General features: G+C 62.5%; 10 protein-coding genes. 1 reads left to right on the top strand and 9 read right to left on the bottom strand.

Annotated features, from left to right (window positions below):
- Positions 1 to 56 precede the first annotated feature (56 nt).
- From glmM to rlmE, 4 genes are all read right to left on the bottom strand, one after another.
- On the bottom strand, positions 57 to 1,397 hold the full coding sequence (gene glmM, locus ACIPG5_RS16505; RefSeq protein ID WP_401376351.1) for a phosphoglucosamine mutase: 1,341 nt from the start codon (positions 1,395 to 1,397) through the stop codon (positions 57 to 59).
- A 16-nt stretch (positions 1,398 to 1,413) separates the two neighbouring features.
- Entirely contained in the window at positions 1,414 to 2,265 is an 852-nt protein-coding gene (gene folP / locus ACIPG5_RS16500; protein WP_401376349.1) for a dihydropteroate synthase, read from the bottom strand.
- A gap of 8 nt (positions 2,266 to 2,273) precedes the next feature.
- Positions 2,274 to 4,178: an ATP-dependent zinc metalloprotease FtsH gene (ftsH, locus tag ACIPG5_RS16495; RefSeq protein WP_176517431.1), complete on the bottom strand. Its 1,905-nt coding sequence runs from the start codon at positions 4,176 to 4,178 to the stop codon at positions 2,274 to 2,276.
- Between the two features lie 201 nt (positions 4,179 to 4,379).
- Positions 4,380 to 5,006: a 23S rRNA (uridine(2552)-2'-O)-methyltransferase RlmE gene (gene rlmE / locus ACIPG5_RS16490; protein ID WP_176517432.1), complete on the bottom strand. Its 627-nt coding sequence runs from the start codon at positions 5,004 to 5,006 to the stop codon at positions 4,380 to 4,382.
- 102 nt (positions 5,007 to 5,108) lie between these two features.
- Between rlmE and yhbY the strand changes: the two genes are divergently transcribed.
- Positions 5,109 to 5,417 (top strand): ribosome assembly RNA-binding protein YhbY, encoded by a 309-nt coding sequence (gene yhbY / locus ACIPG5_RS16485; RefSeq protein WP_054892619.1) that lies wholly within the window; start codon positions 5,109 to 5,111, stop codon positions 5,415 to 5,417.
- A 12-nt stretch (positions 5,418 to 5,429) separates the two neighbouring features.
- Here the strand turns inward: yhbY and ACIPG5_RS16480 are convergent, their stop codons facing one another.
- The 5 genes from ACIPG5_RS16480 to dapB form a co-directional block, all read right to left on the bottom strand.
- Positions 5,430 to 5,879: an MFS transporter gene (locus ACIPG5_RS16480; protein ID WP_176517433.1), complete on the bottom strand. Its 450-nt coding sequence runs from the start codon at positions 5,877 to 5,879 to the stop codon at positions 5,430 to 5,432.
- Complete coding sequence (gene greA, locus ACIPG5_RS16475; RefSeq protein WP_008098898.1) at positions 5,857 to 6,339, bottom strand: transcription elongation factor GreA; 483 nt, start codon at positions 6,337 to 6,339, stop codon at positions 5,857 to 5,859. Before greA ends, ACIPG5_RS16480 begins: the two co-directional genes overlap by 23 nt.
- Positions 6,336 to 9,557: a carbamoyl-phosphate synthase large subunit gene (gene carB, locus ACIPG5_RS16470; RefSeq protein WP_176517434.1), complete on the bottom strand. Its 3,222-nt coding sequence runs from the start codon at positions 9,555 to 9,557 to the stop codon at positions 6,336 to 6,338. Before carB ends, greA begins: the two co-directional genes overlap by 4 nt.
- Positions 9,558 to 9,662: 105 nt before the next feature.
- Positions 9,663 to 10,799, bottom strand: coding sequence for a glutamine-hydrolyzing carbamoyl-phosphate synthase small subunit (carA, locus tag ACIPG5_RS16465; RefSeq protein ID WP_003249935.1), 1,137 nt, complete (start codon positions 10,797 to 10,799; stop codon positions 9,663 to 9,665).
- A gap of 317 nt (positions 10,800 to 11,116) precedes the next feature.
- Entirely contained in the window at positions 11,117 to 11,920 is an 804-nt protein-coding gene (dapB, locus tag ACIPG5_RS16460) for a 4-hydroxy-tetrahydrodipicolinate reductase (RefSeq protein ID WP_236193857.1), read from the bottom strand.
- Between the last annotated feature and the right edge of the window lies 1 nt (position 11,921).

Genomic DNA, 11,921 nt, shown 5'->3' with positions numbered 1-11,921 from the left:
GTCGGTCAAAGTGGGCGCAGATCTTACCCAACCCGATCTGCGCTGGCAAGCCTCTTTCAGATACAAACTTCTGCAACCAGTTTGGCCAAGGCCTCGGCATGCGTGCGCACCTGGCTTTCGTCGTCGCCCTCGACCATCACCCGCACCAAGGGCTCGGTGCCGGACTTGCGCAGCAACACACGGCCACGCCCTGCCATGTCCTCGGTCACCTTGGCACTGGCTTCCTTGACTGCCGGGTGCTCCAGCGGGTCGACCTTGCTTGCGCCGAAACGCACGTTGATCAGTACCTGCGGGCACTTGCGCAGGGCCTGGCGCGCCTGTGCCAGGGTCTCCCCGCGGCGCTTGAGGGCCATCAACACCTGCAGCGCGGCAATGATCGCGTCACCGGTGGTGGTGTGGTTACAGCACACCACGTGGCCGGAGTTCTCCCCGCCCACCAGCCAGTCGCGCTCGAGCAGTTCGGCCATCACGTAGCGGTCACCGACCTTGGCCCGCACGAACGGGATATCCAGGTCCTTGAGCGCCAACTCCAGGCCCAGGTTACTCATCAGCGTACCGACCACGCCGCCCTGGAGCTTGCCACGCTCCTGCAGGTCGCGGGCGATGATGAACAGCAATTCGTCACCGTCGACGATGGCACCGGTGTGGTCGACCATCAGCACGCGGTCGCCATCGCCATCGAAGGCGATGCCCAGGTCGGCGTGCCCGACCAGCACGGCAGCCTGCAGCGATTCGATATGGGTCGAGCCACAGCCTTCGTTGATGTTCAAGCCATCGGGTTGCGCGTGCAGCACCGTCACATCGGCACCCAGCTCACGGAACACGCTCGGCGCGACCTTGTAGGTGGCGCCGTGGGCGCAGTCGATCACAAGCTTCAGGCCATCGAAACTGGTGCTGCTCGGCACACTGCTCTTGCAGAACTCGATGTAGCGACCAGCGGCATCGTTGATGCGCGAAACCTTGCCCAGCTTGCTGGATTCGACCACGGTCATCGGCTGATCGAGCAACTCCTCGATCATCAGCTCGACTTCGTCCGGCAACTTGGTGCCCTGGCCCGAGAAGAACTTGATGCCGTTGTCATCGTGGGGATTGTGCGAGGCACTGATGACGATGCCGGCTTCGGCATGGAAGGTGCGAGTGAGGTAGGCGATCGCCGGGGTCGGCATGGGGCCGAGCAGCAGCACATCGGCACCCGCCGCGGAAAGGCCGGCCTCGAGTGCGGATTCGAACATGTAGCCGGAAATACGCGTGTCCTTGCCGACCAGCACGCGGCAATTGCCCTGCTTGCGGAAGGCCATGCCCGCCGCCCAGCCCAGCTTCAGCATGAAGTCTGGCGTGATCGGGTATTCGCCGACGCGGCCACGAATGCCGTCGGTACCAAAATATTTTCTGCTCATAGGGACTCCAATGTTCTTATTCGGCGTTCTGTACTGCAGCAATCATGCGCACGACATCGACGGTTTCGGCCACATCATGGACGCGCAGGATACTGGCCCCCTTGGTCATGGCCAGAGCCGCCAGCGCCAGGCTGCCATACAACCGCTCAGCGACCGGACGATCCAGCGTCAGGCCGATCATGCTCTTGCGTGAAACGCCCACCAGTAGCGGGCGACCGAGGCGATAAAGCGCCTCCATGTGTTTGAACAGGCTCAGGTTGTGCGCCAGCGTCTTGGCGAAACCGAAGCCTGGGTCGAGGATGATGCGTTCCTCGGCAATGCCAGCCGCCGCGCAGGCAGCCATGCGCTGTCCAAGATAACGCGTTACATCCGCGGTTACATCTTCGTAATGCGGGTCATCCTGCATGTTTCCAGGCTCGCCGCGCATGTGCATGAGGCACACCGGCAAGCCGGTATCTGCCGCTGCATCCAGGGCGCCGTCGCGCTCCAGGGCCCGCACATCGTTGATCAGGCCCGCACCGAGGCGTGCCGACTCGCGAATCACGGCAGGCGTTGAAGTATCCACGGAAATCACCACATCGAGGCGACTGTTGATAGCCTCGACCATCGGCGCCACCCGCTCCAATTCTTCGGTCACCGATACCGCGCGAGCGCCAGGGCGCGTCGACTCCCCGCCGATATCGATCAGCGTGGCACCCGCCGCGACCATGGCCTCGGCATGGCGCAACGCTTCGTCACGCTGGCTGAAGCGCCCGCCATCGGAGAAGGAATCGGGAGTGATATTGAGAATACCCATGACATGGGTACGGGACAAATCAAGAACCCGGTTGCCGCAAGGCAACCGGGTCGGGTACAGCTTCGAGCTCATAGATGCCCTTAGTGTTGAGCCGCTGGGCCGCCGATCGGCGATTCCGGACGGTCATTCTGGGCAGCCGGGGTGCCCGAGGTCTTGTCGTCGTCCCAGTCACGCGGTTCGCGCGGGGTGCGGCCGGACATGATGTCGTCGATCTGGTCGGCGTCGATGGTCTCGTACTTCATCAGCGCTTCGGCCATGGCGTCGAGCTTGTCGCGGTTGTCGGTCAGCAGCTGCTTGGCAGTGGCGTAGCACTGATCGATGATGCTGCGCACTTCGGAGTCGATCAGCTTGGCCGTTTCGCCGGAAACGCTGGCGTGCTGGCTACCGGCACTGCGACCGAGGAACACCTCGCCCTCTTCTTCCGCGTACATCAGCGGGCCGAGTTTCTCGGACAGGCCCCACTTGGTAACCATGTTACGGGCGATCTGGCTGGCCCGCATGATGTCGTTGGAGGCACCGGTGGTGACGCCATCAAAGCCCAGGGTCATCTCTTCGGCGATACGGCCGCCATACAGCGAGCAGATCTGGCTGATCAACGCACGCTTGGACAGGCTGTAACGGTCTTCCTCAGGCAGGAACATGGTCACGCCCAGGGCACGGCCACGTGGAATGATCGAAACCTTGTAGACCGGGTCGTGCTCGGGCACCAGGCGGCCGACGATGGCATGACCTGCCTCGTGGTAAGCGGTGTTCTGCTTCTCTTTCTCGGACATGACCATGGTCTTGCGCTCGGCGCCCATCATGATCTTGTCCTTGGCCAGCTCGAACTCTTTCATTTCGACCAGGCGCTTGTTGGAGCGTGCAGCGAACAGCGAAGCCTCGTTGACCAGGTTGGCCAGGTCGGCACCGGAGAAGCCCGGGGTACCACGGGCAATGACTGCCGGGTTGACGTTTTCGCCGACCGGCACCTTGCGCATGTGCACCTTGAGGATCTGCTCACGGCCACGGATGTCCGGCAGGCCGACCACTACCTGGCGGTCGAAGCGGCCGGGGCGCAGCAGCGCCGGGTCAAGGACGTCCGGACGGTTGGTGGCGGCGATGACGATGATGCCATCGTTCATTTCGAAGCCGTCCATCTCTACCAGCAGCTGGTTGAGGGTCTGCTCGCGCTCGTCATGACCACCGCCCATGCCGGCGCCACGGTGGCGACCGACGGCGTCGATTTCGTCGATGAAGATGATGCACGGTGCGTGCTTCTTGGCCTGCTCGAACATGTCGCGCACGCGGCTGGCACCCACGCCGACGAACATCTCGACGAAGTCGGAACCGGAAATGGTGAAGAACGGCACCTTGGCTTCACCCGCAATGGCCTTGGCCAGCAGGGTCTTACCGGTACCCGGTGGGCCAACCATCAGCACACCACGCGGGATGCGGCCACCCAGGCGCTGGAACTTGCCCGGGTCGCGCAGGAACTCGACCAGCTCGCCAACCTCTTCCTTGGCCTCGTCGCAACCCGCAACGTCAGCCAGGGTAGTCTTGACCTGGTCTTCGGACAGCAGGCGTGCCTTGCTCTTGCCGAAGCTCATCGGCCCGCCCTTGCCGCCCGCGCCGCCTTGCATCTGGCGCATGAAGAACATGAATACGGCAATGATCACCAGGATCGGGAAGCTGGCCACCAGCAGTTGCGTCCAGATGCTCTGCTGCTCGGGCTGCTTGCCTTCGACGACCACGTGGTTGTCGACCAGGTCGCCGATCAGGCCATTGTCGGTGATGGCCGGGCGCACGGTCTTGAAGTTGTCGCCGTCGGCGCGCTTGCCGGTAATGATGTAGCCGTCTACGGTCACACGCTCGACCTTGCCATCCTTGACCTGCTGGATGAAGTCGGAATAGTTGAGGGTCTGCGGCTCGTTAGGGCTGGAGAAGTTGTTCATCACCGTCACCAGGACAGCCGCGATGATCAACCACAGGATCAGATTCTTTGCCATGTCGTTCAATTCGCTACCCTCTGAGGCCGGCGCACGACGCAGCCGTGCCTCGCATGATATTCATCGCCCTAACTTACTACATTACCTACGCATCCGCAGGCACCGTCTGTAACCCTTTGTGAAAGCTAGACTACACGAAGTTCGGACAATCCAGACGGGGCAGCCAATTGGAAATAACTATCGGCCACCCCGCATTACGCCTCATTCCCCCTTGAAACCCCTGGCCAGCAGGTACTGTTCGCGAGAACGGTCCCGCGACGACGACGGCTTGCGCATCTGCACCTTGTCGAACTTGCTGCGCACGTCCTTGAGGTATACGTCGAAGCCTTCGCCCTGGAAGATCTTGATCAGGAAATCGCCGCCGGGCTTGAGCACGCGGGTCGCCAGATCCAGAGCCAGCTCGCAGAGGAACATGGCACGCGGCATGTCCACCGCAGGCGTACCACTCATATTGGGGGCCATATCGGAAATCACAAGGTCTACGTGCGAATCGCCGACTGCCTGGAGAATCTGCTGCAGCACTTCATCCTGGGTAAAGTCGCCCTGGATGAAGGTCACATCAGGGATCGAGTCCATTTCCAGGATATCGGAGGCAATCAGCCGGCCCTGGCCACCAATCAGACGACTGGTCACCTGCGACCACCCGCCCGGGGCCGCGCCAAGGTCGATCACGCTCATGCCAGGGCGGATCAGGCGGTCTTTTTCCTGGATCTCAAGCAGTTTGTAGCTCGCGCGCGAGCGGTAGCCATCCTTCTGCGCCTGCTTCACAAAAGGGTCGTTAAAATGCTCTCGCAGCCAGTTGGCGCTGCTTTTGGAACGTTGTACCACGGGGCACCTCGATGATATGCGTCGTGTTTGACTGGGCGGAGCCACAGGCCCTCGGGTAAAATGCCCGTCAATTTTACAGAATCAGACGGAAAGGGTCAGATTATGCCGCTCAATAACGAGCAGAAGAAGCAATACAAGTCCATTGGTCATGACCTGAAGCCGGTCCTGATCGTTGCCGGCAACGGTTTGAATGAAGGCGTGATCGCCGAACTCGAGCGTGCACTCGCCGACCATGAACTGATCAAGGTCGAGATTCGCTCGGAAGATCGCGAAGAACGCGCTGCCGCCATCGCCGAGCTGTGCAAGGCCGGCCGCGCCGAGCTGGTGCAGACCATCGGCAAGAAGGCGCTGATCTATCGCAAGAACCCACAGCCGAACAAGCAGCTGTCCAACATCCACCGCTACAAGTAACAGCGGCTCCGATCAGTGGCGCGCCTGGCGCGCCCTGACCGGTACTGGCTGGGCCACCAGCACAATGCCGGAAAAGCCCAGCACCAGGAAGCAGAACATCTGCCAGCGCTCACCGACCGAGATGCCATAGCGCAAGGTGTAGTACCCCACGCAGGCCGCAAGGCCGAGCAACAGCATCTGGCCACGGAACTGTCGCCACCAGGCCGGTAGGCCGTCGACCCGCGCCAGCACCGCCAGCTGCGTCAGCAGCCCGAGCAACGCCACGCCAATCAACCAGCGGTCGATCTGCCCGGCGATGTCCTGCACCAGCAAGGGTGCCAGGCCACTGACCTTGAGTGCCGGCACCAACCCCACATGGAACACCCACAGGCCACCGACCCAGAATACCTGGGCCAGTTGCCAGAGGATCCCCTCCAGGGAAGGCGCCCGCAGGCGCCGGTCAGATGTGCTTGACTTCGACAATCTCGTACTCGACCGTGCCGCTTGGCGTCTTGACGACGACCGTATCACCTTCTTCCTTGCCGATGATGGCACGGGCAATGGGCGCACCGCTCGAAAGCTTGCCCTGCTTCACGTCGGCTTCGTCCTCGCCGACGATCTGGTAGGTCACCTCGTCATCGGTTTCGGTATTGGCCAGCACCACGGTGGTGCCGAAAATGACCTTGCCGGTGTGAGGGATGGTGGTCACGTCGATCACGACCGAGTTCTGCAGGCGGCCTTCGATATCACGGATACGCGCCTCGACCATGCCCTGCTCCTCACGGGCGGCATGGTATTCGGCGTTTTCCTTGAGGTCGCCCAGCTCGCGCGCTTCGCCAATTGCCTGGCTCAGGCGCGGGCGCTCGGTCTTGCTCAGGAACAGGTGTTCCTCTTCCAGGGCGCGAGCGCCCTGGACGGTCATCGGGTACTTGGTAATGCTCATGCTTTAAGTCCTGCATGCAGATCCTGCAAGCGGCGAACGGTCTTTTCAGGGCCGAATTTCAGCGCTTCGCAGATGGCTTCACCAGCCGCAATGGTCGTGGTGCAGTAGATCTTGTGCTGCAACGCATTGCGACGAATCGAGTAGGAATCGGCGATCGACTGGCGGCCTTCGGTGGTGTTGATGATCAGCGACACTTCGTCGTTCTTGATCATGTCGACCACGTGCGGGCGACCCTCGGTCACTTTGTTCACACGGCGCACTTTCAGGCCAGCCGCTTCGATGACCTTGGCGGTACCTGCAGTAGCAACCACTTCAAAGCCCAGGGCGATCAGGTCGCGAGCAACGCCGGCCACTTGTGGCTTGTCGTCGTCACGCACGCTGATGAACGCGGTACCGCCGGTCGGCAGCACTTCGCTGGCACCCATCTGGGCCTTGGCGAAGGCTTCGCCGAAGCTGTCGCCGACACCCATGACTTCACCGGTGGATTTCATCTCAGGGCCGAGGATCGGGTCAACCCCTGGGAACTTGGCGAACGGGAAGACGGCTTCCTTGACGCTGTAGAAGTTCGGGATGATTTCCTGGGTGAAGCCCAGCTCTTTCAGGGTTTTGCCAGCCATCACGCGGGCCGCGATCATGGCCAGGGAGGTGCCAATGCACTTGGAGACGAACGGCACGGTACGCGAGGCGCGCGGGTTGACTTCGATCACGTAGATCTTGTCGCCCTGCAGGGCCAGCTGCACGTTCATCAGGCCGACCACGCCCAGCTCCAGGGCCATCTTGCGCACCTGGTCGCGCACTTCGTCCTGCACTTCCTTGCTCAGCGAGTACGGCGGCAGCGAGCACGCCGAGTCACCGGAGTGAACACCGGCCTGCTCGATGTGCTGCATGATCGCGCCGATCACCACGTCGGTGCCGTCGCAGACCGCGTCCACGTCCATCTCGATGGCGCAGTTGAGGAAGTGGTCGAGCAGCACCGGGCTGTCGTTGGAAACCTGTACCGCTTCACGCAGGTAGCGCTTGAGCTCGTCCAGCTCGTAGACGATTTCCATCGCACGGCCGCCCAGTACGTAGGACGGGCGCACCACCAGCGGGTAGCCGATACCGCCCGCGGCGCGGATGGCTTCTTCTTCGCTGCGCACGGTGGCGTTTGGCGGCTGCAGCAGGTTCAGGCGCTGAACCATCTGCTGGAAGCGCTCGCGGTCTTCGGCGCGGTCGATGGCGTCCGGGCTGGTACCGATGATCGGCACGCCGGCTTCTTCCAGGGCGCGAGCCAGTTTAAGCGGGGTCTGGCCGCCGTAGTGGACGATCACGCCCTTCGGCTTCTCGACGCGGCAGACTTCCAGCACGTCTTCCAGGGTCAGCGGCTCGAAGTACAGGCGGTCGGAGGTGTCGTAGTCGGTGGAGACGGTTTCCGGGTTGCAGTTGACCATGATGGTCTCGTAACCGTCTTCACGCAGCGCCAGGGCCGCGTGCACGCAGCAGTAGTCGAACTCGATGCCTTGGCCAATACGGTTCGGGCCGCCACCCAGGATCATGATCTTGTCACGGGTCGACGGGTTGGCCTCGCACTCTTCCTCGTAGGTCGAATACAGGTAGGCGGTGTCGGTGGCGAACTCGGCGGCGCAGGTGTCGACGCGCTTGTACACCGGGAACACTTCCAGCTTGTGGCGGTGGCGACGCAGATTCTTGTCGGTGATGCCGAGCAGCTTGGCCAGGCGCTGGTCCGAGAAGCCCTTGCGCTTGAGGCGCAGCATGTAGTCCTTGTCGATTGCCGACAGGGCCAGGGTCTTGACCTTCTCTTCTTCCTTGATCAGATCTTCCATCTGCACCAGGAACCACATGTCGATGCCGGTCAGGGCGAAGATCTCTTCGCAGGTCATGCCCGAACGCATGGCGTCGGCCACGTACCAGATACGCTCGGCGCCCGGCACGGTCAGCTCGCGCTTGAGGATGCCGGCCGCTTCCGGGCTGGCCAGGTCGACTTTCGGGTCGAGGCCGCAAGCGCCGACTTCCAGGCCGCGCAGGGCTTTCTGCAGGGATTCCTGGAAGGTACGGCCGATGGCCATGACTTCACCCACGGATTTCATCTGGGTGGTCAGGCGTGCGTCGGCCTTGGGGAATTTCTCGAAGGCGAAGCGCGGCAGCTTGGTGACGACGTAGTCGATCGACGGCTCGAAGGAGGCTGGGGTACGGCCGCCGGTGATGTCGTTCTGCAGTTCGTCGAGGGTGTAGCCGATGGCCAGCTTGGCGGCGATCTTGGCGATCGGGAAGCCGGTAGCCTTGGACGCCAGCGCCGAGGAACGCGAAACGCGCGGGTTCATCTCGATCACGACCATGCGGCCAGTGTTCGGGCAGATACCGAACTGCACGTTGGAACCGCCGGTTTCGACACCGATTTCACGCAGCACCGCCAGCGAGGCGTTGCGCATGATCTGGTATTCCTTGTCGGTCAGGGTCTGCGCTGGAGCAACAGTGATCGAGTCACCGGTGTGCACGCCCATCGGGTCGAAGTTTTCGATGGAGCAGACGATGATGCAGTTGTCCTTCTTGTCGCGGACCACCTCCATCTCGTATTCCTTCCAGCCGATCAGCGATTCGTCGATCAGCAGTTCCTTGGTCGGCGACAGGTCCAGGCCACGGGTGCAGATTTCTTCGAATTCTTCACGGTTGTAGGCGATGCCGCCGCCGGTGCCGCCCATGGTGAACGACGGGCGGATGATGCACGGGAAGCCGAGCTTCTCGAGCACCGCATAGGCCTCTTCCATGCTGTGGGCGATACCCGAGCGCGGGCACTCCAGGCCGATGTCCTTCATGGCCTTGTCGAAGCGTGAGCGGTCTTCGGCCTTGTCGATGGTATCGGCGTTGGCACCGATCATCTCCACGCCGAACTTTTCCAGCACGCCGTGGCGCTCCAGGTCCAGGGCGCAGTTCAGTGCGGTCTGGCCACCCATGGTCGGCAGGACGGCGTCAGGGCGCTCTTTCTCGATGATCTTGGCCACCGACTGCCACTTGATCGGCTCGATGTAGGTGGCGTCGGCCATGGCCGGGTCGGTCATGATGGTGGCCGGGTTGGAGTTCACCAGGATGACGCGGAAACCTTCCTCGCGCAGGGCTTTGCAAGCCTGGGCGCCGGAGTAGTCGAATTCGCAGGCCTGGCCGATCACGATCGGGCCAGCGCCGAGAATCAGGATGCTTTTGATGTCTGTACGTTTTGGCATGGTTGTCACTCAAATCCGGGGTCAGTCGGCAAGCCGCTTTGAACAATCTGGGTCAGGCGCTGCCGGGCGCGGCAAGTGCCGGCCCGGGGCCTTGAAGCAGGATGCTCAGCGGCGCTTGGCCATGGCATCGGTGAAACGATCGAACAGTGGCGCGACGTCGGTCGGGCCCGGGCTCGCTTCAGGGTGGCCCTGGAAGCTGAACGCGCTCTTGTCGGTGCGCTCGATGCCCTGCAGGGTACCGTCGAACAGCGACTTGTGGATGGCGCGGACATTGCCCGGCAGGGTCGCTTCGTCGACGGCGAAACCGTGGTTCTGGCTGGTGATCATGACCACGCCGGTGTCCAGGTCCTGGACCGGGTGGTTGGCGCCGTGGTGGCCGTGGCCCATCTTCACGGTCTTGGCGCCGGAGGCCAGGGCCAGCAGCTGGTGGCCGAGGCAGATGCCGAAGACCGGGATCTCGGTTTCAAGGATTTCCTTGATCGCCTGGATCGCGTAGTCGCATGGCTCGGGGTCGCCAGGGCCGTTGGACAGGAACACGCCATCGGGGTTGAGGGCGAGCACTTCGCTGGCTGGGGTCTGGGCAGGCACCACGGTCACGCGGCAGCCGCGGGCAACCAGCATGCGCAGGATGTTCAGCTTGACGCCGTAGTCGAAGGCGACCACGTGGTACGGCAGGTCGGCAGCGTCGATGGTCGGGTGGCTGTCGGTTTTCAGCTCCCACACGCTGGAGCGCCACTCGTAGCGTTCCTTGGTGGACACGACCTTGGCCAGGTCCATGCCTTTGAGGCCTGGGAAGCCGCGGGCAGCGGCGATGGCGGCCTCTTCGCTGATGTTGTCACCGGCGAGGATGCAACCGTTCTGGGCGCCCTTTTCACGCAGGATACGGGTCAGGCGGCGGGTGTCGATGCCAGCGATGGCGACGACATTGTTGGCCTTGAGGTACTCAGGCAGCGACTGGGTGTTGCGCCAGTTGCTGGCCAGCAGCGGCAGGTCACGGATGACCAGGCCAGCGGACCAGACACGGTTCGACTCGGCGTCTTCCGGCGTGGTGCCGGTGTTGCCGATGTGCGGGTAGGTCAGGGTAACGATTTGCTGCGCGTAGGAAGGGTCTGTAAGGATTTCCTGGTAGCCGGTCATAGCGGTGTTGAATACCACCTCACCAACGGTTTGACCGTCGGCACCAATGGCTTCACCGCGAAAAATACTGCCGTCGGCAAGGGCGAGTATGGCTGGCTTTGTCAAGAAGACCTCCCGTAAATCAAGCATGAAAGGGCGATCGCAGGTTGCAAAAAAGCGGAGTGACGTATGGACACGTCACCCCGCTTTTATGTGCTGAATTCAATTCGCTGCGCGCTTTTAGTGGACACACTAAAGCTGTAGCTTACAGAAAAGTGCGTTTTCGGTCTACCGTATATGTGTCTCTAAAACACATGATTGCGACAGAGGGGTGCGTTGCACCCCCATCGCCGGCAAGCCGGCTCCCACAAAGAACGCCACAAGGCTCTGGGCCTGCGCGCTTCCCGTGGGAGCCGGCTTGCCGGCGATGAGGCCATCAAGGCTTAGCGCAGCTCCAGCACGTCCTGCATGTCATACAGGCCCGGCTCGCGGCCATCGAGCCACAGCGCCGCACGCACGGCGCCCTTGGCGAAGGTCATGCGGCTGGAGGCCTTGTGGGTGATCTCCAGGCGCTCGCCTTCGGCGGCGAACAGCACGGTGTGATCGCCGACCACATCGCCGGCACGCACGGTGGCAAAGCCGATGGTCTTGCGGTCACGCGCACCGGTCTGGCCTTCACGGCCATACACCGCCACTTCCTGCAGGTCACGCCCCAGCGCATTGGCAACCACTTCACCCATGCGCAGCGCGGTACCCGACGGCGCATCGACCTTGTGCCGGTGGTGCGCCTCGATGATCTCGATGTCGACATCGTCACCCAGCACCCGCGCCGCCATGTCCAGCAGCTTGAGGCTGAGGTTGACACCGACGCTGAAGTTGGCAGCGAACACGATGGGAATGTCCTTGCCCGCCTCGGCCAGCAACTGCTTCTCCTCGACGGTGAAGCCGGTGGTGCCGATGATCATCGCCTTGCCGTGCTTGCGGCAGAACGCCAGGTTCTTCAAGGTCACCGACGGGTGAGTGAAGTCGATCAGCACATCGAACTCGTCGGCAACCTTGGCCAGGTCATCGGACAGCAGCACGCCGATCCGGCCCAGGGCTGCCAACTCACCCGCGTCAGCGCCGACCAGCGAGCTGTCCGGACGGTCGATCGCTGCGGTCAGCCCGGCACCTGGAGTTTGCTGCACGGCTTCGACGAGGGTCTTGCCCATCCGCCCTGCCGCGCCCATCACTGCAATACGTCGCATA

The organism is Pseudomonas sp. NPDC087029 (assembly GCF_044745345.1).
GTDB classification, from domain to species: Bacteria; Pseudomonadota; Gammaproteobacteria; order Pseudomonadales; family Pseudomonadaceae; genus Aquipseudomonas; species Aquipseudomonas faucium.
This window is presented reverse-complemented; position numbering and strand designations above follow the sequence as displayed.